Genomic DNA, 25,502 nt, shown 5'->3' with positions numbered 1-25,502 from the left:
AAATGACTATACAACATCCTATCGATAAACAAATAGGTGAAAGAATAAGGAAAAGAAGGCTAATGTGTGGTTTTAGTCAAAGAGACTTAGGAAAAAAGCTTGAAATTTCATTTCAGCATGTACAAGGATATGAAAGCGGAGAGATTAGGCTTGTAGTTGATAGGTTATATAAATTAGCAGAAGTACTATCGGTTGATATGTCGTATTTTTTTACCAAAGCCTCTGAAGACTTACATGATAAGGCCTTCCATAGCGATGTAGGCAGCGAAGAAATATCAAGGCTAGTGAGGGAATATAGAAAAATTGAGGATGAAACTCTGCGTGACATTGTTCATTTAGTGATTAAGGCTCTTGCTAATACAGGCTTTAAAGCATAGTTCTCTCCTTGAGTCGTTGAAGAAAACTTAAACTTTCATTTTCTTCATCATTTTGCTTTTCTTTCACTTTGATGCGTGTAGTTATACCCTACACAAAGTATAATGTTTTAAAAATCAAAACCTGCACCATAAAATACTGAGATTTAGAATATTAACTTATAAAGTCTTTTCGGCAGTTTTAGTGAGGGTCTATTAGCAAGGATGTTGGAGGTTAGAAATGACTATATCTGAAGGTGTAATACAGGGTATAAGGCATAATGATAAGAACGCGATAGGGGGATGATTTTTTGGTCAAGATGGCTGTGCACCATCCAGCTAAGTTTGATAGCTTAGAAGTAACAAAATTTTTAGTAAATAATAAAGGTGTAAGTTTTAACGCTAAAACTAATGACGAAAACAAGCCTATTCATATTGCAGCTGATTTTTGAAATATCGATATTGTAAAATTTTCTCTCAATAAGGGAGTAGAAGTTGGTACAAAAGGTAAAAACAATTGGACTCCTTTGCATTATGCTACCAATAAAGGATATCTAGGAATTGTAAAGCTTCTAATAGAAAAGCAACAACAAGAATCATTTATTAATAATTCTAAAACTACAGATCAGTCTACTATGCTGCCAAGGAAGGCCATTTACCATCTGTAGAATTTCTCATAGAATATAATGCACCCCATAAACTAGACCAAAAAAAATGGTTGATCCGAGTAGGAAAGTAAAGGGGTAAAAGTATGGCAACAAAAAAATATGAACCAGAGTTAAAAGCAAAGATAGCTTTGGAAGCAATAAAAAATCAAAGAAGCACAGCTGAGATATGTAGTGAATATAAAATACCATCAACAAATCTATATGATTGGCGTGATAGAGTATTGGCAAGGTTAAAAGACCTATTTGTTGAAGAAAGTGAAAGTGCGAGAAAACAAAGAATCTTAGCGCAAGAAATAGAAAGTTTACATAAAGTAATAGGAGAATTGACAGTGGAAAATAGTTATTTGAAAAAAAAATTACTGAAATAAGCAAAAAAGATAGAGTAAGATTTATAGAAAAAGATTCTGATCTGTCAATTAGGAAATAGGCTGATTTACTGGGGATTTGCAGATCTAGCCTATATTATAGGCCTATAATTAATAACGAAAGTGAAATTTGATTCAAGAAGTATATTTGGCTTCTGATTGCCGTTATGGATATCGTAAAATTACTGCTGAGATCATAGCGAGTGGAGTAGTAGTCAATCACAAAAAAATCTTAAGAATTATGAAAAAAATGAAGATTAGTGGGCTGTATTGTAGAAAAAGATGTAATACAAGTATTAAAGAAAAAAAGCATAAAATATATCCTTATTTACTCAAAGATTTGATTATTTGTAGAGTTAATCAGGTATGGGCTACTGATATAACATATATTATGGTAGAAGGTAAGTTTGTCTATTTTGTGGCAATAATGGACTTGTATAGTCGCTATATTATTGCTCATTCATTATCACCATATCTCGATGCTGGATTTTGCCTTTATACTCTCAAAGAAGCTCTAAAACAAGGTAAACCTGAGATTTTTAATAGTGATCAAGGGGTACAGTTTACTAGCTACAACTTTATTATGGAATTAGAGCGTGCTAATATTAAAATCAGTATGGACCATAAAGGACGTTGCTTCGACAATATATTTGTTGAGCGCTTATGGAGAACTTTAAAGCAAGAAGCTATATATTATTATAGACCAAATAGTATCAGAGATTTGAATCTTATAATAAACGATTTTGTTGCTTGGTATAACTATAGAAGGCGACATCAGACTCTACATTATAAAGTTCCTGCTGATCTCTATTATCATAAACAGTAAATGAATATATTCATAAATACTTTAAATATGTGTCGACGTATTTATCAACATATTCATTTTAAAAATCGGATCACTTTGAAAAAAATGGTCTAGACAAATGGGTGCATTATACTTTGCACTTTTCGATTTCGTTTTGGGGGCTGTACATCCCTTGCTTTCGAGACTTGCAACAAAAACATTGCTATCGCAGCCTTTATCAGCAACTAAAGTAGTATTATAGACGTTTTCAGTTAATGTTGCTGCTGTGTGTAATCTCATTCCTTTGATCAACAGTTAGAGCAAACTTATAAGAGGATTTCCAAGTGCATCAATAAGTGCATGTATCTTAGTTATGAAACCACCTTTGTTTCGCCCTAAAGCTTCTTTCTCCTGGGAGTGTTTTGTATAGCCATACGCGTCAAGTTAAGGAAATACTGTCAAATATAGCAACATTTAAAGAGGGTATTTTATTTGTTACATTTATTTTTTAGGAAATTCTTGCCTAAAATAATGTAAATTATTAACTTAACTACTTAATATATAAAATAGTTTTTTGCCATTTTCTTCCCTCATTATGTCACTTTTCCTTAACTTGACGCGTATGGTTTTGTATAGCCAGCTGAACATTGGTGGATCAATTATAACAGTTTCTAAATCTGACCCTCGTTTTGCGTACTCCAATAAATTTTTCCAAATATCCCTTTCGCACCACCTCTTAAATCGTTTGTGTATACTTATGTAATTGCCATAGATTTTTGGCAAAAGCCTCCACTGTTTGTGCCATATGCCACACTGCTTCTATTTAAACGTTTTTCGTCTTTGCTATGTATTCCTTTCACGCTTTTTATGAACTCTAAAATTTGTTTCCAATTTCTTTCTTTTATATAATATTCCATTCGTAGTTTTTCCATTCTTATGCTCATTAGATTAAACTACCTCTTTTTTTTCTTTTCTCTCTTATTTTTTGTCCACAGAGCCTAGTGATGCTAGAATTTTTTTTGCGTAAGTTTCAGTTTCAAAACACACTACAAAATTTTTGGTTTAAATTTTTTTCAAACTATAAGTCCAACGTATATCAGTAAATAGAATAGACAATAATTAAAGTAACCTATATGATGAGAAAAAAACTTTTCTTGTTTCATTCTAGCTAATGTTAAAGGTGTATATTGATTTTTCATGTAAAATTTTAACCTTCACTCTTTTTTTTCATTTGCCACTTCTTGCAAAGGAAAAACCAGATATGTTTTACGATCAAAACAGTGGTTTGCAGCTACCACTACCTAATAATATGATTATAGGTGATAATAATAGTGCCCTGATAACTCATTACAAAAGTGATTCTCTCATAAAAGACTCAAGAAAAGTTGTCTCATTCGAAATTGATAAGTCTGATATCTACCACTATTACATAAGAGGAGATGTGCTAATTAGCAAGGGTGATGTTTCAGAAGAAACATGTTATAGTAGTTACCCAACATGTATGAATTACGAACGTCATGTTAACAGTACAGGAAAAGTGTTACCAGATAAAATATTGATAAATGGATATCACTTTATATATCTTCATGCAAGTGAAGGTGCAGCAGGTATTGCTTATGATACATATATATACAGAGGTATGATTGATGACAAGTGTGTTTTCTTTGACATTTACTCACATCAGGTAAATCCTTATAACTACTTAGATACTACTGGTGATGTATCTTCAGTACAAAATGCATACCGCTCTTTTAGTAATGATATTGAAACTGTAAATAATATTATAAGAAATGCTTCTACCGTCATTTTTTAACGCTTTTGTAAGCCATGACGAATCAAGATCAAGTTGACTCTGTGCAAATACCTTACAAACATTTCTTAAAGACTTTACAGTAAAGTTCATATCAGGTTTAAGATGTTTAAGTACCTGTGCAACTGCGTGAAAGAAACAATCTCCTTCAACAATAGCTTCCCCTATTGTAAAACCTTCTGGCAAATCTAAATCAATCGGTATTTGTTGATTACTAGATGGTAGTGTATCTTTTTTTTGCTCTCTTATTTAACTCAGATCGATTAACTGCTTGTTTAAAATAATTTACAGAACGCAATGTCTTTAACACAATACTCCCACATATTTATTACGTAAAATGTAACTTTATTATGAATAATAAAGATCTAACAAGGCAAGAGTTTTTTGCATGTTTTAGCATTTTATTATAGTTTGTGTTTTTAAAACTAAAGCCAGTGCTTGCAGAAACACTTCTGTTTTTTTACTGCAATGTACTCTTTGTATTTCTAAATAAATTAACACTCACTTAATCTCATATGTCATTAAAAATTTAAATAATATAGTCATTTCCAGCAACTAAAACCAGCAAGCGTGAGAAGTGTTTTTCTTGGAATGGGTTAGTCTACCACTAGATCTGTTGGAACTTTTCTTTATATCAATTTATCATCTTATTTCTCAAATTTTGTGAATATTCCTCTCATAAAATGAGATAGCTTACTGTAAAATTATCTTCTTAAGTTTTTGTTATTCACAGGTTCTAAAGCAACGCTATCAAATGAATACGCGGGCATCTCACTATTTATATTAATCATGCTCTTCGTTCTATCAGCAAGATCCTCAAATTGCATTGATATGTTCAATGGTAGATTCTGACTACCTTGAAGCAATTGTGTATTTAATGCATTTTCTTCAAATGTTATACTAAATGTTATACTAATATTTTCTAATTTTCTTTTTTTAGACTCGCTGAAATATGTAGATCTTTTCTGGTGTCCTTTATGTGATTGTAATCTTAAGTCTAAAGCTAAGGATTGTGCTCTAGGGTAACAAATGACTAGGGCATGATTGTTCAAAAGAGTATTGTGTAAGGAGTTCACATCAATTCCTTGCGCTAAAGAAGAACAATGATTAATAAGGCGGAAACTAATATTTGGGCAGCCAATTGTAATAGAAAGAGCATAAAGTAAAGGGCTTACATCACATTTATCCTCTAGATGTATATCAGCCCCTTTCTCTACAAGGTACTTAACACTACCTAAATGACCATGAATAACAGCAATATGTAAAGGAATTAAGCCTTCTCTATTCTTCTTATTTATATCAGCCCCTTTTGTAATAAGATAGTCAATAATATTTAAGTGATTACATGCGGTAGCAATGTGCAAAGGACACATACCTTCTCTACCCTGTTCATTTACATCAGCCCCCCCTCTTACAAGTTGTTCAATAAGATCTAAGCGACCATATATGGTAGCAAGGTACAAAGCACTCATACCTTCTTTGTTCAGTGGATCCACCATAGTGCTTCGCATTATAAGGGACTTAATATTATTTAAGCGATCATAAAAGCCATCAAAGCGGAAAAAATCCATACTAACTTTATCAGATTTATTTAAAATTATGCTAATCTCTTTCTCTATAAGATATTCAGCAATATCTAATCTATCATCTTCAGTACCATAGTACAAAAAACTCATAACATTTTTCTTACATAGATTTCCAGTAGACTGTTCCACTATATATTGAACAATATCTAATTTATCACTTTCAGTACCATAGCACAAAGGGCTCATATCATTTTCGTCCTTTAGATTTATATCAGCCCCGCGTGTAATAAGACATTTAGCAATATCTAAAAAACCATTTTTAATAGCATAGTGCAAAGGGCACATACCATTTCTATCATGCAGATTTACACTAGCTCCTTTTTCGATAAAATATTGAACAATGTCTAAACGACCCTCTTGAGCAGCAAAATGCAAGGGCCCTGCAGTTTCATCCTGTAGATTTACATCAGCCCCTTTTTCTACAAGATATTTAACAAGATCTATATTACCACTGATAACAGCATAGTGTAAAGGAGTACCACCCTCTCCACTTAACTTATCAACCTTCCAATATTTATTGTCAATAATAAGCACTTGATCAGTGGAAGTAACTTCTCTCAGGCTCTTATTGTTTGCAGGTTCTACAGCAATGGTGTTAAGCGGAGATATAGGCATCCTATGATTACTACTGCACTTAAGAACATAATGTTCCAGTTTATTCTTCAGCTCAATTAGTGATTCTTTCGAGTCAAATGGTAGTAGATGATCTACAGTATCTTGAGGCAACTGTATAGATGTTACACTTGTATCTTCTAATTTTCTTTTTTTACATTCGCTTAAGTACATAGATTCCTTTTGGCTTCTTTTATGTGATTGTACTTCTGAGTGTGAAGCTGAATACGCTGGTACTTCAAAGTGGCTAATAACACTTGGATAACCAATAGCATAATGGCACAAAAGATCCTTGTATTTTGGATTCACATTAGCTCCTTGTTTTAAAGAAAGAAGGTGCTCATCGATGTTATAGTAACCAAACTCATCAGCATAGCCTAAAGAAATATTATTATCTCGTGGATTCATAACAGCCCCTTTCCATGTAAGGTAATTAACGATACTTGATTGACCATGTGTGATAGCAAAGTGCAAAGGACTCATATAATTTTTGTCCTGTAGATTAACATCAGCCCCTTTCTCTACAAGATATTTAACGATCTCTAAGTGACCATGTGTGATAGCAAAGTGCAAAGGACTTATGCCATTTTTATCTTGTAGATCCACACCGGCTACTTTTTCTACAAGATATTTAACGATCCCTAAGTGACCATATATGACAGCAAAGTGCAAAGAACTCATATAATTTTTGTCCTGTAGATTAACATCAGCCCCTTTCTCTACAAGATATTTAACGATCTCTAAGTGACCATGTGTGATAGCAAAGTGCAAAGGACTTATGCCATTTTTATCTTGTAGATCCACACCGGCTACTTTTTCTACAAGATATTTAACGATCCCTAAGTGACCATATATGACAGCAAAGTGCAAAGAACTCATATAATTTTTGTCCTGTAGATTAACATCAGCCCCTTTCTCTACAAGATATTTAACAATACCTGAGTAACCATATAATGCAGCAAAGTGTAAAGGACTTATGCCATCTTTGTTCCTTAGCTCTATTATAGCCCGTTGTGTTATGAGATATTCAACACTATCTAAGTGACCATGTATGACAGCAAAGTGCAAAGGACTTATGCCATTTTTATCTTGTAGATTCACATCAGCCCCTTTCTCTACAAGGTAGTCAACAATGTTTAACCTACCATTTTTAGCAGCAAAGTGCAAAGGACTTATGCCATTTTTATCTTGTAGATTTACCTTAGCCCCTTTCCCTACAAAGTAGTCAATAATATCTAAGTGACTATATATGACGGCAAAGTGCAAAGGACTTATGCCATTTTTATCTTGTAGATTCACATCAGCCCCTTTCTCTACAAGGCATTTAACAATACCTGAGTCACCATATAATGCAGCAGAGTGTAAAGGACTCATGCCATCTTTGTTCCTTGGCTCTATTATAACCCCTTGTATTATGAGATATTGAACAATATCTAAGTGACCATATATGACAGCAAAGTGCAAAGGACTCATATAATTTTTGTCCTGTAGATTAACATCAGCCCCTTTCCCTACAAGGCATTCAACAATGTTTAACCTACCATCTTTAGCAGCAAAGTGCAAAGGACCCATGCCATTTTTATCTTGTAGATTCACATCAGCCCCTTTCTCTACAAGGCATTTAACAATACCTGAGTAACCATATAATGCAGCAGAGTGTAAAGGACTCATGCCATCTTTGTTCCTTGGCTCTATTATAGCCCCTTGTATTATGAGATATTCAACAACATCTAAGTAACCATACACAGTAGCAAAGTGCAAAGGACTCATGTCATTTTCATCTTTTAGATTAACATCAGCCCCTTTCCTTATAAGGCATTCAACAATGTTTAACCTACCATCTTTAGCAGCAAAGTGCAAAGGACCCATGCCACTTCTATTTTGTAGATTTATCTTAGCCCTTTTTTCTGCAAGGTATTCAACGATATTTGAGTGATCACTGTCAACAGCATAGTGTAAAGGACTCATACCATCTTCGTCTTGTGAATTCACATCAGCCCCTTTTCCTACAAAGTAGTCAACAATATCTAAGTGACCATTTTCAACAGCAAAGTGCAAAGGACTCACATAATCTTTGTCCTTTAGATTCACATTAACCCCTTTCTCTACAAGGTATTCAATGATACTTAACTTATTAGCTTCAATGGCATTGTATAAAATAGTAGTATTATTATCATATATCCAATTAAGCTTGAAATATTCGTTATCAGTAAAATACTTAAATATTTCTACTTGACCATATAAAGCAGCTATATGTAAAGGGGTAGAATTATCATTTGTCCTCAATTTGGCCCCCTTTTTTATAAGATATTTAACTATCTCTAAGTGACCATACATGATAGCAAGGTCTAAAGGGGTATCTTTCCGTTTATCAGCAATGTTAACAATTTCACTTAATTTCTTTGAATCTATACTATTTAATATATCTCTAATAACTTCTTCATTACCATCCTCGGCTAGCAAATGTAAGATATTACTCCCATCATAATCAGATTCAATAAATTTATTAACTAAACTGCTATATTTACTTGCATAATTCCAAACAGATACAATGTGGCTTACGTTTGTAATGCCATTATCCACCAGCGATACCATAATTTTTCTTAAAGTTTCTTCTTCTTTTTCCTCTTTCTTTTGCTCTGATCTTATCATTCTTTGTTTTTCTTCATGAATTTTTGCAATCCCTTCTTTTAATTCAATCACTGAGAACTTATTAAGTAGATTAAGTGCATTTGAAATCTTTAGCTGATCTTCTGTTGATTTCCCCTGGAAAAAAATTTCTTTTGTATCAACTTGATTAGGGTCTAGATAAGCCATGGATGTTAAAATAGTATATGCTTGCCACCCAATATTTTCCTCTTTTTTTATTTCATCAATGTTGATCTTTAAAACTTTGAATAATTTTTTATTTATACCTTGTACCTCCAAAAGATCAGGCTTTGATTGTTGTGTTACTTTACATTGTTCTAGATATTTGCTAATACTAAGCCCTTTTTGTTTGATATATGTTGTTGCTTCTGTCAAACCCAATGGAAAACAATCCAATTCTTCTACTAACTTTACTATAGAGCCATTCTCTGGGTCATCTTTTCCATCTTTATTTAAGTATCTTCGAACAAATTCTTCACCTTGTCCTAAAGTAAAACCACTCAACTTTATTTCTCCTATCTCTTCTTTCCAACCCGTGTTACGAGAAGTAATTAAAATGAAAGGCTTTTCTTTGTTAGTAGGAAAAGGGAAACTGGATGGTAAAAATTTTTCAATCTCTTTATAATGATTGGAGTTATCAAAAACAAAAAAACTTTTTGTATCTTGAAGATACTTATATGTATCCTCGACAATAGATTCAATTCTTCTCTTTTTTCCACCTTTTATAGAAATTTTTAACTCTTTAGCTAAATCACAAAATGAACTTGAAAGCTTGCTATGTGATGAAGCATCCATCCACATAATCTTTGCCCAAGTACCCTTACGCCTTTCACTAAACCCATAACCTCTAGCAAGTTCGCTTTTCCCCACTCCAGGCTCGCCACTAATTAAGACCATTCGTGACATTTCTACTTCTTGACTTTTACTGTGTAACCTTGTGGTTAGTTCTTCCAACACCTCTTTTCTTTTTATGAAGACTTTTGGTATCTTGTCAAAATTAAAGGAAAATTGACAGGTATTTTCATCTTGTCTTCTAAGATGTTCTTTTACATTTTCTATGTCTTTCCTTTGCACATAATCTTCTTCATTAATCTCTTTTAGTATATCAATGGCTAATTTTTCCTTCTTTTCCTTATCAAAAAGATATACATATTCTTTTTTAGGTGGTTCACTGAGTACATATTTTTGTTCTACCTCCTCCCACCTTTCTAATTCCCATGCAAAGGGAAGCCGATAACCATACATTTCAACACAGCTATATTCCTCTGAATTATATTGATAATAGTTAACAGTTTGATCCTCTTCTTTCCTTATTCCTACATTCTCATATAGTTGTGAAGTTATTAAAGCTACATTTCTTTCCTTATCTAGTACTGTATATACCTTTTTTGATTTACCTAAAGCAACACCTTCAGTTATATAAGCAACGGAAAGTTCTTCTTTCTTCTTAACAACTGAAAAGTAATTTATTATTCTATATACAGCATCTATTGCTAATTTCTTAACTTCCCTACTACAAAGACGTTGATTATCAAACATAACCTTAGTCAATTGTTCCTCAAAACTTTGGAAAATTTCCAAGCCAGCATCTACTAAAATTTTTCTTGTTTCACTTTTGCAGTGAGGCTCAATTATTGCAGAAATCTTTTTTGATGTTGCCTTATGCTGTCTTTCTGTAGTACAACGAGCCAAAAACTCATTAATTTTAATCAAACCTAATTTAAGTGGAGTTGGTGGAATAGTATAATTCACAATAGAATTGATGGTGGCTGAAGTTTTGCCTCCTTTCCGTATATTTGAATCTGGTTCTGCCTCTTTAGAATATTGAGATAATTCTTTCTCGAATCTTGTAATAAAAGTCTTAACAAAAAGAGCTGCTCCTTCTATTATTTTGTTATCATCGGAATCTGATTCGTATTCAAGCTCACTAATGTATTCATCTACATAATCACCTCCTATTGCTTCTGATGAAGGTCCTGCTACTCCTACTACTCCTATTGTTGACTCAGCAGGCAATACCCCTACAATATCTTCATAGTCCATTTTATCATCTTCTACTTGCTCCCTTATATTCTTTTTATTTGGCATAAAATTCCTCATATTTTAATATTCACGCTTAAATTGTTTTACCAGAAGTCTCTTCTCTAGAGATTGGCTTCAACATCTCTTTTAAAGCTTCACTTCCCGATTGCTCAAGCTCATATACGTATAGTTTACAACTTATCTACAAAGCTAATTTTTGCTACTTGTAATAGAACCTTTCTCTATTTGCTCTTGTATAATCACCAAACCAATTTACTGTAAAACCTTACGGTAACTCTAAGTAGCTTTGATTACAGTGTGCTTTTCTTTTAATTTTTGACTAAACTAGATATGTTCTTAAAAAAGTCAGGATTGCCCTCTGAATGATGTACATAATACAATGCATCTAATTCACACTCCATGTATTTATTATGTTAAGCTGCAGTATAACTAAAAAAATTTAGTAGAACAAGAACTTTTTTGTATGTTTTAGCATCTTATTTTAGTTTATATTTTTAAAACTAAAGCCAGTGCTTGCAAATACACTTCTGTTTTTTTACTGCAATGTACTCTTTCTATTTTTAAATAAATTAATACCTACTTAATCTCACACATCACTAAAAACCTAAACGACACAGCCGTTTCCAGAACCCAAAACTAGCTAGTGAGAGAAGAGTTTGTTTTGGGATGCGTTGGTCTACCAAGTGATACGTTCAAATTTTTGTTTATAATAATTTTACTATACGCTAAAATCAGCTATTTTAGCCTACTTTCACCAAATTTATATACGAACTAATTTGCCTGATTTTGTTGCAAAATTTTACATCTTTATTTTCACAATCCTGCTTTTATTTGAGCTGCTCTCACAAATGTATGTACTTTTTTGCGATTTTTAAAAGAGTAAATGATCAAATTTGTTGTAACGCTATAGAATCCAGTATTTTCTGCAAACTATAATATAGTTCAGTTAATATATTAGTAAAGTTGATAATTGTAAAATAATTTGTTATAATTGTTAATTAAATAACATTAGTAGGTAAAAATGATTTTCAGTCAGTATGTTGAAGGCAACAGATTACATTTGTATGATAAAAAAGTAGATATCAATAATTTGATAAGCTATTTGCAAGAGAACAAAAATATTAAAGAACTTTCTCTCAGTTCGTGTAAGATTGGTAACGAAGGAGCAAAAGCTTTAGCTAATGGTAATCTTACAAACCTTACTCAACTTAATTTAAGTTTCAATAATATTGATAAAGAAGGAGCAAAAGCTTTAGCTAATGGTAATCTTACAAACCTTACTCAACTTGATTTAAGTTTCAATAATATTGGTAAAGAAGGAGCAAAAGCTTTAGCTGATAGTAACCTTAAAAACCTTACTCAACTTAATTTAAGTTCCAATAAGATTGGTAACGAAGGAGCAAAAGCTTTAGCTGATGGTAATCTTACAAAGCTTACTCAACTTGATTTAAGTGTCAATATTATTGGTAAAGAAGGAGCAAAAGCTTTAGCTGATAGTAATCTTAAAAACCTTACTCAACTTAATTTAAGTTTCAATAATATTGATAAAGAAGGAGCAGAAGCTTTAGCTAATCTTACAAACCTTACTCAACTTAATTTGGCGGATAATAATATTGGTAACAAAGGAGCAAAAGCTTTAGCTGATGGTAATCTTACAAAGCTTACTCGACTTGATTTAACTAAAAACAATATTGCTAACGAAGGAGCAGAAGCTTTAGCTAATGGTAATCTTACAAAGCTTACTCAACTTGATTTAACTAAAAACAATATTGCTAACGAAGGAGCAGAAGCTTTAGCTAATGGTAATCTTACAAAGCTTACTCAACTTGATTTAAGTTACAATAATATTGGTGCAGAAGGAGTAGAAGCTTTAGCTAATGGTAATCTTACAAAGCTTACTCGACTTTATTTAAATGACAATAATATTGATGCAAAAGGAGCAAAAGCTTTAGCCGAATCTGAGAAATACTGCGAATTCATAGATAAAATTACTCATATAAAAGGTAATAACGAACCTATGGGTTTTTGTAAACGTCTGAAAAAATCATGGTCTCAAGCAAGAGCAAAATCTAAGAGTAATGTTCGCAAGCTAGATGAAAGCACTATAAGAAGTTTGTTTTTTGATCTTGCACAACACGGTTATACAGGGGGAATAGAGGTTTTGCTGGATGACTATGATAAATATCCTTTTCTAATTAATTCAAGAAATGAGCAAGGACACACACTATCTCATTTCTATAATCACGACCCTGGAATGCAAAGATTTTTCTTTGAACGTGGTATGATACCTAAACAAAGACCTGAACAAAAAAGAGATGACTTGCGCATTGCACGAGATAGCCAATCTGTCCATGCAAGTCCAGTAGTTAAAAAAACAAACTTTCTTGCTAAAAAACTGGTTGAATCGACGAAAGCAGATGAAGAACAGTTAAAGCAAGCAGCGACTTCTTACGTAGAAAGTATAGAACTACTTAAACAATATCAGAATGATCCAATAAGACTAAATCTTCTTAGTGTAAATGACAAAGAAAAAAGAGAGGTGATGGAGAAAACATTAGGTGATAATCCTGTGCCGAATGATAAAGATTTTATTGGGGATATTATTGATAAAGTTAAGGAAGCACTAAAAAAGAATTATTTAAAAAAGAACTCCCACGATGAATATGACCAAGGATATCCTACACAAGGATTACAATATGATTATACAAAAGATGATGCAAAAATTACTATACCCGAATCTATAGGCCGTATAAAACTACTCATTGATAATTTCAACATTCCACTGGAAGAGAAAAAAGAGTTGCTAGTTACTCTTATGGAAAAAAAACAGAACTAGTAAGAGAAAAATTACCTATAATAAAAAAAGAACTTGGAAATAGCGGAATTTTTGATAAAGAACAATTTGATAAAAGAGAATTACATGAATTGTTAAATGATATAGACGACAATAAAAAAGTAGATGTGTTATTTAAAGAAATCAGTGGTCTAGACATAGAAAAGGTCTGGAGAGAGCAAAAAGAGTTCATTCTTCTAAAACGAATATATATAGCGTCAACAACATATGGTGAAGGTCGCAGTGCCTGCATTCAAGGTACATGGACCCAAATTATTAATAGTATAGACGAAATTAGCTCTGAGATCTTGGAACAATATGATCATTATTTAGAAGAAGAACAAAAGCTAGAAGCACAAAAAGATGTTATTACAGAAGAGAACATTGAGCCATTTATGGAAGATTTAGCCAACAGATTAATTCAATATGTCAAGGATAACCCAGAGTTGAAAGAGGTTTTGCAAGATCACTTATCATACTTTAAACATATAGATGTTGATCATCCTGAGAAAGTTACGTTTGAACAGCAAAAAATTTTAGCAGAGATAAATAAGTACTTTAGCGTAAGTATTAAAAACGTTTTACCTAATTACAATAGAAATATACCAAATAGGGATGAATATCGCATCATCATCGATGGACTATTAAAAGTGGCGGTAATGCAAAACTTTGCAATAGCAGTTCAAGAGCAGTCTAATGCAGAAGATAATAGTAATAATTATGCAACTATTAGAGAGAGCAATACAGATGAAGAACCGTTAGTTCCAGAAAGGTTATACTCAGAAACTTCAGTTGTAGCAACAGATCAAACAAATGGTATTCAAAATAATAATCAACAGCCGAGTAATTTAAATAATGATGCTCCACGAAGTAAAGAAAAAAATAAACTGCCTACTGTATGTGCTTTCACATTAGCAATAGCTGGAATTGTTTCAGGAATAGCTATTGCAGTTTACTCAGGAATGTTAGCGGTAGGAATAGCAGTTGGAGTTTTTTGTCTAATTGCTGCTGAAATCATATACTATTGTAATAAGCCTTCAAAGTTACTTGAGAATAGCAATGCTGAAGTTATAGTGAATCAAATAACAGTGGAATGATTATAACTCAAGGTAAGGAGAAATAGCAGGAGGGTTGAGTTTGCTATCTATAAAAGGGAATGTTCAAAAAAGTGTGTCAAGCCGCATTTTTAGTTCAACTCAATTTTCAATCTATCTGGAAAGAAAATATCAAGTTGAGACATAGTTAAAGCCCAATTAGGTAGAGCCATAATCCACTTTTACTCTACCTTTTTTATAGCACAATATACCTGTTTGTACAAGGCATTTGTACTAGTAAATGAACCCTTAGTTTTAGTAAATTTCCTGATTTGTCTATGCAACCCCTCAATTGGATTAGTGGTGTAAATCAGCTTCCTAACTGGCCCAGAATACTTAAAATAACTGGATAAGTTTTCCCAATTGTTCTGCCAGGATTTTATAACTAAAGGATACTTTTCTCCCCATTTTTCTTCCAGCTCAAGAAGATAATTCTCAGCAATTTCTTTACTTGAAGCACGATATATTTTTTTCAGATCATTCATGAAAACTTTCACTCGATACATATTTCAGAGAATTTCTTATCTGATGTACTATACATTTCTGCTTTAGGAAATACGCTATTTATAGCTGTAGGAAAGCTTTTTAACACAAGCTATCAGAATATCATCTACTCCTCTCTCCTTTAGGTCATTTATAGCCCTTCTCATAATAGTCCAAAAAGAGTAAGATATGGATTGATAGTAGTGGAAGGTAAGGATGCCAGTAGCATATAGTTATGACTTAAGAAAAAAGGTAATGGAAGCATTGGATGAAGGAGAGAGTGGAGAAACTGTTATCCTTGATAATGCTACTTTTCATAAGTCTAATAAGATTTGCTAAAGGAGTTGGTACAGAAATTTTATATCTTCCTCCATATTCTCCAGATTTTAACAAAATTGAACATTATTGGTTTGCTATAAAAAACAGAACCAGGAAAAACATTCCTTTATTCAAATCTTTTCGTCATGCTGTCGATTCTTCTTTCTTATGACCTTTTTGGACTATTATGGGAAGGGCTATAAATTTTTGAGAGAAAAAGGAGGAATAACAAAAAGTAGAGAACTGACGTGCTATGGAATAGAGGGGCTAGTGGGAGAAATAGCAGACATGTTGAATGGAAGCTATATGCCGGAACTAAAAATAATAGAGATAGGAGAAATAAGGAAGAGAGACAAATCGCTAATAAAGGAAGAATGTGAAAATTTAGCAAGCAAAATAATGAGCCAAGTAAGTGAAATGATAGATGAGGTAGCGAAAAGGAATGCTTAAAAGAGGGATTTAAATTTAAAGAAAAGGTGGGGTGGATTATGTTAAAGCTTGGTAAATTTAATAAGTCAGTAAAAGAATTATTAGAGAACTCATATAAAAATATTTATGCAAGAGACGAGAATGGAAGAACAGCTCTGCATTATGCAATAAACGCAAAAACAGTGAGATTATTAGTTGAAAAAGGAGTGAATGTAAATGCAGCAGATGTAGGAGGTTATACAGCACTACACTTAGCGGTAACGGAGAAACGTCTAGAAACCGTGAGAGAATTGATAAAATCAGGAGGGAATGTAAATGCGGAAGAATATGGAAGTAAATGCACACCTCTACACCTTGCATGTATGATAGGAGAAAAAGAAATAGTGGAGGAGCTAGTGAAAGCTGGAGGAGAAATAGAACAAGAGGATGAATGTGGGATGACAGCAATAGATTATGCAAAAAATAGTAAAGAAGTAACTGAAGTATTGAAGAAAGAAACGGACAGAATTGAAAAGTTATTTGAACAAATAGAACCTTCTATGAGAGGCTGAAAATATGGAAAGAGAAACAGAAAAGAAAGTAATGAATTTAGAGAGAAAACCTTTGGATGAGCTGAGAAAAATATGGAAGAAGGTATTTGTGGAAGAAGCACCTAGATACTCAAAGAAATATCTGATACCAAGATTAGCTTATAGAATGCAGGAAAAAGTATATGGAGAAATGTCAAGAAAAGGATTAAAAAGACTAGAGTATCTGACAGATCGGCTAGAGAAGGGAAAAAGAATAAGTAGCGATAAATTACCAGTAGAAGGGACAGAATTAATACTAGAGAGAGGTGAAGAGACGCATGCGGTAATGGTAACAGATAAGGGTTTAATCTACAGAGAAGAGTTTTATACATCATTGTCAGCAGTAGCTGGAAAAATAATGGGAATGAGTTACAATGGGCCGCTCCTATTTGGTTTGCGTGATCAAAAGGGAAAGGAAAATGTGTAAAGGGATAAGATGTGGAATATATACGAGAAAGTCAAATGAAGACGGTCTGGAACAAAAGTTTAATAGCCTTGATGCGCAACGAGTAGCATGTGAAAAATACATAAAGAGCAAAGAAGGCTGGGTAGCATTGGTAAAAAGGTACGACGATGGAGGTTTCTCAGGAAAGAATTTAGAAAGACCATCAATAAAGGAATTATTTGAAGATGTAAAAAAAGGAGAAGTAGATTGTGTAGTAGTATATACGCTAGATAGGCTCTCAAGAGAAACAAAAGACAGCATCGAAGTAACGTCATTTTTTAGAAGGCACCGAGTAAATTTTGTAGCAGTAACGCAGATATTTGATAATAATACGCCAATGGGAAAGTTCGTACAAACGGTATTATCAGGAGCAGCACAGCTAGAAAGAGAGATGATAGTAGAGAGAGTAAAAAATAAAATAGCAACATCAAAAGAACAAGGACTATGGATGGGTGGAACTTTACCGCTTGGATATGATGTAAAGGATAAAGAATTAATAATAAATGAGAAAGAAGCAAAGACAGTAAAGCATATATTTGAAAGGTATGTAGAGCTGAAGTCAATGGCAGAATTGGCAAGGGAGTTAAACAGAGAAGGTTATAGAACAAAATCAGATATCTTTAAAAAAGCGACAGTAAGGAGAATAGTAACAAATCCAATATATGTGGGAAAAATCAGACATTATGAGAAAGAGTATGAGGGAAAGCACGATGCGATAATAGAAGAGGAAAAATGGCAAAAAGCACAAGAATTGATAAAGAATCAACCATATAGAAAGGCGAAATACGAGGAAGCGTTGCTAAAGGGAATAATTAAGTGCAAGAGCTGTGGTGTAAATATGACACTAACGTATGCAAAAAAAGAAAATAAAAGGTACCGATATTACGTGTGCAATAACCATTTAAGGGGAAAAGGTTGTGAATCAATAAACAGAACTATAGTAGCGGGAGAGGTGGAAAAAGAAGTGATGAAAAGAGCCGAATGCTTATATGGGGATGGAGAAAATTTAAGCTTCAGAGAACAGAAAGAAGCAATGAAAAAATTAATAAAGGGAGTAATGGTAAAAGAAGATGGAATAGAAGTGAGTTCAGAGGATAAGGTGGAATTTATACCAATAAAAAAGAAAGGAAACAAATGTACAGTAGTAGAGCCAGAAGGAAAAACAAATAATGTACTACTGAAAGCAGTGGTAAGAGCTCATTTGTGGAAACGGCAACTAGAAGAGGGAAAATACGAAAGTGTGAAGGAGCTGAGTGCCAAAATTAATATAGGTACAAGACGTATACAGCAAATTTTGAGGTTGAACTATTTAGCACCAAAGATTAAAGAAGACATAGTAAATGGGAGACAGCCAAGAGATTTGAAATTAGTTGATTTGAGAGAAATACCGATGCTGTGGAGTGAGCAATTGGAGAAATTTTACGGCTCAGCGTCGTAACGTTTATAAAAACAACAATATGAAAAAACATCGAAAAAAGTATGTACCAGAAAATTAAAAAAGGTTATTGCAAAAGGAGCTACTACAAAGGGCCACACAAAAAGATGTTGAAATTGATATAGAAGAGCAAATAAATGTTACAAAATCAATTATGTAAAAATATCAATATAAGTGATGAAGATTTTAGCATATCGGACACAACAGTGATAGAAAATGTATCCAATTTTAGCTGCATATTTTAATAGTAAACCTGGAGTATAAAAGGCAGCTCAGCCAATTGTATGTTCCATATCCTCATTTTGTAGCCAGCTTAAAAACAATATAAAAGAGTATTCTTAGAAGACATTGGTACAATTTCCTTAATCTATAAATTATAGTAGTTTGTATTTAAATAATAATCGGGAGTGTTAAACAAACTGTGTCAAACCAAGAAATGATGTATTTTAGTTAATATAAAAACGGAGGTTTTACACATGAGTGAAAAAATAGCAAATAACTATGTTGGGTTAGTAAATTATCAAGAGTTAGAGTCAAATATCCTGTCATCTATACGAGAAGGTAGGCCACTTACCGGAAGAGATGGTACCATTGATAAAGAAGCTGCTAGAGGCAAGTTTAGAAGGTGAAATGGAGAGCCATCTATCAAATAATAGGAACGAAGAAAACAATCGCAGAAACGGCAAAAACTCAAAGACTTTACGAACAAGTATTCGAGCTGCTAACACCAAGAGATAGAGAAGGAAGTTTTGAGCCACAAATAGTCAAAAAAAGACAAACAAGCCTGCATTCTGAACTTGAAACAAAGATCTTGAGCATGTTTGCCAGCGGTATGGGATATAGAGACATAATGTCACACGTCGAAGAAATTTATGACAATAAGGTATCGGTTGCTGAAATATCCAGTATTACTGATAAATTATTGCCAGTGATTAACGAATGGCGCAGTCGTCCTTTACAGGCAGTTTATCCGATAGTTTTTATGGTTCTTTAAAGTAAAAGAGGACGGACGATGTGTAAGCAAGTGCATGTATAATATATTGGGCATAGATCAGAATGGCAGAAAAGAGGTATTAGGCTTCTATTTGGCTGAAAGCGAAGTTCTGGTTAGGTGTGCTAAACGACCTCAAGGAAAGAGGTGTAGAAGATATTCTAATAGCCTGTGTTAAAAAGTTTTCCTACAGCTATAAACAGCGTCTTTCCTAATACAGAAATGTATAGTGCATCAGATACGCAATTCATTGAAGTATGTGGCTAGCAAAGATACAAAGAGCTTTTTAAGTGATTTGAAGAGGGTATATCAAGCACCAAGCAAGGAAATTGCTGAGAATTATCTACTAGAACTGGATGAAAAATGGGCCCTACGGTTATAAAATCGTGGCAGAGTAACTGGGAAAATTTGTCTAGTTATTTCAAGTATTCTGATCCAATGAGGAGAGTAATTTACACCACTAATCCAATTGAGGGGTTGCATAGACAAATTAGGCAAGACCAAGGGCTCATTTACCAGTATAAATGCTTTGTACAAGCTGGTATATTGTGCTATAAAAAAGGTGGAAGAAAAGTGCTGTACGTATTAACTATGTCCCAGCTCGACATTTTCTTTCCTGATAGATTGAAAATTGAGTTGAATTAAAATGTGGTTTGACACAGTTTATTTAACACTCCCTAATAATCTTCAACTTTTTTAGCAAATTAATCTACCTAGAAACTTCTCTCCTAGGATCAGAAGTCCTTCTTAACTCTTCACGTTCTGTCCATTTGTTGTTAGACTCGCTTATTACTTCAGGACGCATTAATCCACCAGATCTAACAAAAAAACCTCGGTTTATAGCTTCAATAACTGATAAACCTCCCAATAAGCAATTTTGTCCTATTTCTTCATTATAACTTTCTATGTCCTCCAGTAGATCTTCATCACTCACTTCTACTCTTATCAAGTTTTTATTTGTTTCATGAGGATATAATCTAACTTCTAATTCTCCCAAACTAGTATAGAAAGTTAATACCACATCACTACCTTCTGTAAGATCTACATAATTTCTTTTTTCTCCTCTATTATCAATTTTTACTGTACTTTTTCCTATTTTTAATATGTGAACTCTGAGTCCTCGATCTATTATTTCTTGATTGGCTATGATTTTTATGGGTTCAATTATACTAGTTTATGGATATCTTATATAAAAGTAGATATTATCAATCTCTACTTCTAATTTGTCTTGAGTTTGCTCGCTCTTGTTTACAACACACTCATATGCTATACCCTTTAACTTTTTTTTCATTTCTTTATACTGTTCAATGAGATATTCATCAAATTGTTTATAAGAATTGTTATCTATAAAAGCAGTGGTCGAATATCTTATCCTATCATGATAAAAGAGGCTCTCTTTTACTTTTCCTCCTTTTTGTAATAAACCATGAGCAATCTCTCTTATGATATCCAAGTTGTAGTAATCTTCTTCATCATCGTCAGAAGAATCATAGGGCTTCATTTCAGGAGCTACAGTGCGGGAATTTATAAATACAATATTATCGAGAACACCTGCGATTTCTTTAAATATTAAATTTACTATAACCTCACCATCATTATCACAGTATGAGTTTATTCTTATCCCTCTCTCTAAATATTTATCCGTTATGGATTTAATATATTCTAAAGCACTTTTTGTATTAGCTTTGCTTTTAGCATCTTGCATTTCTTTATAAAACTCACTAATCAGCTTCCTTTCATTTTCAATTAAAGTTACTTCTTGCTCAATTAAGAGTGAACTTTCTTCAAAGAAAAAGGTTTGCTGACTATCATCTTTTGTTTGGTATGGATCATCTTCTAACTGTGAGTGCGTGTTACTAAAATTATGATTGTTTAGATCTTGCAACACAAATTCAGCGCATTCTTGAGCAAGCTTTTTATTTTTTATATCATATTCATCTGTATTTTCCGCTTTACCTTCAAGGATTTTTTTGTCATCACTTCTGTCTTGCCAATAGTTAATTACTAATGGCCCTTGATTTTGATGTACTAAGTCGTTAGAATTCTCTTTACTATTTAATTTAACCTCACTCATATATATGTGTATTACTTACCTACCTATTAAAGTGTATTATAATACATATATAAATCAATAAATTTATATTAGACCTCTTTCATAACTCATATGGATAATTCCAATTTTTTTTTTGCCTCTCTATTGATATTTCTGTTCCATCTACTATCCATAACCTGATACTCTACATTCGAATCTAATAGCTCTTTTTCTTCCAGAAGTGTAAATGTTTTATTAACGTATCCTCAATCCAACCGATAACAGGCACTTTAGCTTATTCCATACCAATATGAAATATGTCACGCAAATATTCTAGCGCCATTAACAAACATGCATTGTTTATTTGGTTTTCCTCCTCTTGCCTTTTTCTTACTCCATTAAAATTTCTGTTATTTTTTCGAATGTTTTTCTTTTTACTTCTGTTAATCTTCGAAACTCCTCTTCATCTAGGTTACTTATTTGTTCAAATTTCATACCTTCACTAATATTACTTTTGGTATTATTTCCTCAGTTATGCAAGAAGTCTAATCTATGCCTGTTTTACTTCATCATCTAAAAATTCTTAATTTTTGTTGATTTTTTAATGAACAGACTTAGTATGATAAAGAGAATAAAAGATAGGAGGCATGTATCATGAAAATATTTGTCATATATGTTGGAGGTAAAACTGAAACCTCTTTAATCGAGCTACATGATATATTTTTTGTAGTAGCAGAAAAGATCGAAGATACTTATGAAGAAGTAAAAGCAAAATGGTGGGGTGTAAAAAAAGGTTTCCATATTGATGCTTGGGGTATATTAGAAAGTGCTGAAGATTATAATATTACCTTAACGAGACAACCTACCCACGTTGAAGAAAAGCTTTATTTTGTCAACCTTGGTGGTTACGATAGTAAAAAATTTACGGAGTTGCATAAAAATGTATTTGTTATTGCAAAGAATGAATCGAAAGCTAAAGTGAAAGCACTACGCCAAATACTTAATTGGGAATCACATCATAAGGATTACCTGTATGAAGTTGAAAATTGTTGCTGTGTGAACAACGTTACAGAGAATAAAGAACTTTATATTCACTTAGAAAAGACAGATAAACCTAAAGAATTTGAATTTACCTGTAAATATACACCATTATCTAATTAGTATTGCTATAATAGCGTAAAGAATTCTGTCCATAAAAAATCTATTTCAATTGTTTCCTAGCTTGATTGATTAAACAGTGTAATACTACAGAAGAAAAATTCATCATACTCCAAAAATCATAAGCATCGGAATAACTTTTTTAGAAATTATCTTAAGTTATTAACTTAACAAGGCATTCCATACAAAAAAACACGAAAGGAAGGTAAAAGATGACCCTCCCTTCTGCTTGACTGTAAAGCTTTTGTTAACAAACTTCTGGAACCACTTGCTGTTTAGCTATTTCTGAGTCAGGGTTATCTAGCTTATCACTAGGATTAAATACTAAATATATAATACCACTAGCAATAGTTTCTATTATTAAAAACGTAGCTACTGCAGCTATAGCCAATATTGATAATTCAACACCGGCAGCAAAACATCCACCACTAACTACTAATGCAGCTATAAAACCATAAACACTACCAATCATTATTGATCTATTAATAGTTTTTACTGTGTCTTTCTGAGGATATTTGTCACTATTCTCTCTTTTGGATATATTACTTTCAATTTTAAAAGTATCTTTCATACCTTCATTATTAGCTATATTTTCTTCAGCTTTAGGTATGCTACTTTCGGGCGCTAAAGGCTGTTTATCACTTTTGTGACTACTAGATACGTTCTTTGTAAGTATTTCTAGCCAACCATCAATTTTAGTTTTTTGCTCTTCATTCTGCTCTTGATTTTTTAATGTTTCTAAAATCTTCTTAAGTTTTGTATGATCATATTCTTCTATACCAACAAAAACTTCTTCTAACACACTATTATCTTGAGCTACATCTAAAATAACTTTGATTATTTCCTCAAAATCATTGAAATTCATAGCATAGGCAAGGGGTGTTAGATTATACTCTATACCATTTGATAACTTTTCAGTTATACTTGCAGTAGTAAGAACTTCTTTTTTATCTTTACTTGCTTCTAAAATAACTTTGATTCTTTCCTTAAAATCATTGCAATTCATAGCATAGGCAAGGGGTGTTAGATTATACTCTATACCATTTGTTAACTTTTGAGTTATACTTGCATTAGTAAGAACTTGCTGTAAATCCTGCTTTGAAACGTCTTTAAGAATAGAAAAAATATCCTCTTGTTTTTCTATTGCAGTCTTTAACTTATCATATAATTCTTTTTGCTTTCCTGTTAAATCTTTATACTGTGGCATATCAAGCTCTTCTATTAAAAATAATAATATACTTTAATTATCAAATATTTTAATAAAAAAGTCAAGATTTTATATAAGATTATTAATAGCCACTTTAGATTGATTAGTATAGAAACATACTAAAAATTAGCGCCATAAAAATCTTGAATGTTTACTTTTTAAAAAACATAAAAAAGATCGTATATTTTTGAGAACTTTTTACGTAAAAGCGGTGTTATGAAAATAAAAGTTTGAAATCTTTGCAACAAAGCTAAGCAAATTAGTTCGTATGTAAATATGGCTGAAACAAGCTAATATAGCTGACTTTGCAATGTAGTAAAATTACTATAAATAAAAGTTCGTATGGCACACTTGGTAGACCATGCCATCCCAAAACGAACAATTCTCATCGCCATTGGTTTTGAGCGCTGGAAATGGCTAAATTGCCTGAGTTTTCAACACAATATATTGCTAAATTAATAATATTTAACTTGAGGATAAAAATTAAGATAGGTTTATAATAAGTAAATAATTTGAAAGCAATCAACTGTAACAAGCCTATTTAGGAAGCTTTTATCAAAAATGGCTTAAAATTAAAATTTTTTCTAAAATAGTAGTTGACAAGCCTTAAAAATGGAGTGATTATACTAAAAGTAGTTTTTAGAGTAAGTTTCACGTTGTAAAAGGGTGATCGTCTAAGAGTAGGTAATTAATGTATTCAAGGTGGTCCCTCAGTATATAGGCTCCTCCACTTTGGGTGTTAGTGTAAGTAATTTATAGGGTGTTATGTCGTGGAATCTGATAAAAACGTTGATTATCTTTTGAATTCTGCAGGGGCTGGTGATATAGAAAATGTTAGGTTCTATATTGAGTCCTGCGGCGTGGATGTAAACTCCGCTGATGACATTGGGCGTACTGCACTGCATAGGGCTGCTTACAGAGGTAGAAATTCAATTGTAGAATACTTGTTATCAAAAGGGGCAAATATTGATTCCAAAATTGAATGTTCTGATCCAGAGCTCTCTGGTGCTACGCCTCTCTCCTGGGCGGTAATGTCTGGGCATGTAGATATTGTTAAAACTCTTATTCAGCGCGGTGCTAAGGTTGATGTGGTGCTAAATGGCTCCAACCTTCTGGGTGTTGCTGTGCTTTCGGATAATCCTTTTATGGTAGAACTATTATTAAATTATATTCCTGATATTAATGGGTATGGTCATGATGGTGAGACACCATTGATAATTGCTCTAGGAGAAGATAAATATGAAAGTACGCGTTTTTTACTGGAGAGAGGTGCAGATTATAGGAAATTCGATGCTGATGGGCATTCTCCATTACTTATTGCTGTACAAGAAAAAAAGGGAAGTAAGTATACTGAGTTACTACTGAAGCATGTAAAGGAGAAAGAAGGAAAGGAAGGGTTGGTAGAGTATATAAATTCTATCGACTCTGGTAGTGGTCGTACTGCATTACATCTTGCTTGCTCGGTTCAGAACTATCATACGGTAAAGGTTCTTTTGGAACATGGTGCAGATTATAGGATAAGAGATAAGGAAGGTTTTGAACCTGATGATCTTGTGGTGGGAAATTCACATTTGTCTTATCAAATAAGGTATTTGTTTGGACCTTAGGAGAGTAGACCAGTGGAACTTCCCCTACCAG

The 25,502-nt window shown here is 32.8% G+C and carries 18 protein-coding genes and 5 pseudogenes; 17 read left to right on the top strand and 6 right to left on the bottom strand.

The genetic code is table 11. The features are described from left to right. Window positions 1–2 precede the first annotated feature (2 nt). From OOL05_RS01055 to OOL05_RS01045, 4 genes and pseudogenes are all read left to right on the top strand, one after another. Complete coding sequence (locus OOL05_RS01055; protein ID WP_007549999.1) at window positions 3–377, top strand: helix-turn-helix domain-containing protein; 375 nt, start codon at window positions 3–5, stop codon at window positions 375–377. 296 nt (window positions 378–673) lie between these two features. Next, the gene (locus OOL05_RS01050; protein WP_007551899.1) at window positions 674–805 is read left to right on the top strand and encodes an ankyrin repeat domain-containing protein; all 132 of its coding nucleotides are present in this window, start codon (window positions 674–676) and stop codon (window positions 803–805) included. A 3-nt stretch (window positions 806–808) separates the two neighbouring features. After that, complete coding sequence (locus tag OOL05_RS06740; RefSeq protein ID WP_141457360.1) at window positions 809–1,021, top strand: ankyrin repeat domain-containing protein; 213 nt, start codon at window positions 809–811, stop codon at window positions 1,019–1,021. Window positions 1,022–1,104: 83 nt separating this feature from the next. After that, window positions 1,105–2,212 (top strand): annotated as a pseudogene (locus OOL05_RS01045) (IS3 family transposase). 713 nt (window positions 2,213–2,925) lie between these two features. Here the strand turns inward: OOL05_RS01045 and OOL05_RS01040 are convergent. Continuing rightward, a complete protein-coding gene (locus tag OOL05_RS01040) occupies window positions 2,926–3,102 on the bottom strand; it encodes a hypothetical protein (protein WP_264730467.1) in 177 nt (58 codons plus the stop codon). A gap of 329 nt (window positions 3,103–3,431) precedes the next feature. On the opposite strand from OOL05_RS01040, the gene OOL05_RS01035 reads away from it, so the two are divergent. Beyond that, complete coding sequence (locus tag OOL05_RS01035) at window positions 3,432–3,983, top strand: hypothetical protein (protein WP_264730465.1); 552 nt, start codon at window positions 3,432–3,434, stop codon at window positions 3,981–3,983. 701 nt (window positions 3,984–4,684) lie between these two features. Here the strand turns inward: OOL05_RS01035 and OOL05_RS01030 are convergent. Then, window positions 4,685–10,915 (bottom strand): ankyrin repeat domain-containing protein, encoded by a 6,231-nt coding sequence (locus OOL05_RS01030; RefSeq protein ID WP_264730464.1) that lies wholly within the window; start codon window positions 10,913–10,915, stop codon window positions 4,685–4,687. 976 nt (window positions 10,916–11,891) lie between these two features. Between OOL05_RS01030 and OOL05_RS01025 the strand changes: the two genes are divergently transcribed. Together OOL05_RS01025 and OOL05_RS01020 are read left to right on the top strand one after the other, a co-directional pair. Continuing rightward, a complete protein-coding gene (locus OOL05_RS01025; RefSeq protein WP_264730462.1) occupies window positions 11,892–13,706 on the top strand; it encodes a leucine-rich repeat domain-containing protein in 1,815 nt (604 codons plus the stop codon). Window positions 13,707–13,795: 89 nt separating this feature from the next. Further along, a complete protein-coding gene (locus OOL05_RS01020; protein ID WP_264730460.1) occupies window positions 13,796–14,800 on the top strand; it encodes a TomO hydrophobic C-terminal domain-containing protein in 1,005 nt (334 codons plus the stop codon). A gap of 89 nt (window positions 14,801–14,889) precedes the next feature. Here the strand turns inward: OOL05_RS01020 and OOL05_RS01015 are convergent. Beyond that, window positions 14,890–15,435 (bottom strand): annotated as a pseudogene (locus tag OOL05_RS01015) (IS256 family transposase); the annotation flags it as partial. A gap of 121 nt (window positions 15,436–15,556) precedes the next feature. On the opposite strand from OOL05_RS01015, the pseudogene OOL05_RS01010 reads away from it, so the two are divergent. From OOL05_RS01010 to OOL05_RS06725, 8 genes and pseudogenes are all read left to right on the top strand, one after another. Beyond that, window positions 15,557–15,770, top strand: a pseudogene (locus OOL05_RS01010) (transposase); the annotation flags it as partial. A gap of 20 nt (window positions 15,771–15,790) precedes the next feature. Further along, a pseudogene (locus OOL05_RS01005) lies at window positions 15,791–16,048 on the top strand (ankyrin repeat domain-containing protein); the annotation flags it as partial. 38 nt (window positions 16,049–16,086) lie between these two features. Then, complete coding sequence (locus OOL05_RS01000) at window positions 16,087–16,578, top strand: ankyrin repeat domain-containing protein (protein ID WP_264730458.1); 492 nt, start codon at window positions 16,087–16,089, stop codon at window positions 16,576–16,578. Between the two features lie 4 nt (window positions 16,579–16,582). Further along, complete coding sequence (locus OOL05_RS00995) at window positions 16,583–17,023, top strand: DUF2924 domain-containing protein (RefSeq protein ID WP_264730456.1); 441 nt, start codon at window positions 16,583–16,585, stop codon at window positions 17,021–17,023. Then, complete coding sequence (locus OOL05_RS00990; protein WP_264730454.1) at window positions 17,016–18,479, top strand: recombinase family protein; 1,464 nt, start codon at window positions 17,016–17,018, stop codon at window positions 18,477–18,479. Before OOL05_RS00995 ends, OOL05_RS00990 begins: the two co-directional genes overlap by 8 nt. A gap of 473 nt (window positions 18,480–18,952) precedes the next feature. Beyond that, the gene (locus tag OOL05_RS06735; protein WP_019236491.1) at window positions 18,953–19,105 is read left to right on the top strand and encodes a hypothetical protein; all 153 of its coding nucleotides are present in this window, start codon (window positions 18,953–18,955) and stop codon (window positions 19,103–19,105) included. Then, window positions 19,102–19,470, top strand: coding sequence for a transposase (locus OOL05_RS06730; RefSeq protein WP_350224514.1), 369 nt, complete (start codon window positions 19,102–19,104; stop codon window positions 19,468–19,470). Before OOL05_RS06735 ends, OOL05_RS06730 begins: the two co-directional genes overlap by 4 nt. A gap of 34 nt (window positions 19,471–19,504) precedes the next feature. Next, a pseudogene (locus tag OOL05_RS06725) lies at window positions 19,505–20,112 on the top strand (transposase). 64 nt (window positions 20,113–20,176) lie between these two features. On the opposite strand, the gene OOL05_RS00980 reads toward OOL05_RS06725, so the two are convergent. Both OOL05_RS00980 and OOL05_RS00975 read right to left on the bottom strand, forming a co-directional pair. Further along, window positions 20,177–20,488 carry a hypothetical protein gene (locus tag OOL05_RS00980; protein ID WP_264730452.1) on the bottom strand — a complete coding sequence of 104 codons (312 nt, stop codon included), beginning with the start codon at window positions 20,486–20,488 and terminating at the stop codon, window positions 20,177–20,179. A gap of 153 nt (window positions 20,489–20,641) precedes the next feature. After that, window positions 20,642–21,541: a hypothetical protein gene (locus tag OOL05_RS00975; protein ID WP_264730450.1), complete on the bottom strand. Its 900-nt coding sequence runs from the start codon at window positions 21,539–21,541 to the stop codon at window positions 20,642–20,644. Between the two features lie 612 nt (window positions 21,542–22,153). On the opposite strand from OOL05_RS00975, the gene OOL05_RS00970 reads away from it, so the two are divergent. Then, window positions 22,154–22,660, top strand: coding sequence for a DUF1543 domain-containing protein (locus OOL05_RS00970; protein WP_019236488.1), 507 nt, complete (start codon window positions 22,154–22,156; stop codon window positions 22,658–22,660). A 244-nt stretch (window positions 22,661–22,904) separates the two neighbouring features. On the opposite strand, the gene OOL05_RS00965 is transcribed toward OOL05_RS00970, so the two are convergent. Then, window positions 22,905–23,864 (bottom strand): hypothetical protein, encoded by a 960-nt coding sequence (locus tag OOL05_RS00965; RefSeq protein WP_264730448.1) that lies wholly within the window; start codon window positions 23,862–23,864, stop codon window positions 22,905–22,907. Between the two features lie 770 nt (window positions 23,865–24,634). Between OOL05_RS00965 and OOL05_RS00960 the strand changes: the two genes are divergently transcribed. After that, entirely contained in the window at window positions 24,635–25,471 is an 837-nt protein-coding gene (locus OOL05_RS00960; RefSeq protein WP_264730446.1) for an ankyrin repeat domain-containing protein, read from the top strand. The last annotated feature ends 31 nt before the right edge of the window (window positions 25,472–25,502 follow it).

The organism is Wolbachia endosymbiont (group B) of Episyrphus balteatus (assembly GCF_947250575.1).
Taxonomy (GTDB): Bacteria; Pseudomonadota; Alphaproteobacteria; order Rickettsiales; family Anaplasmataceae; genus Wolbachia.
This window is presented reverse-complemented; position numbering and strand designations above follow the sequence as displayed.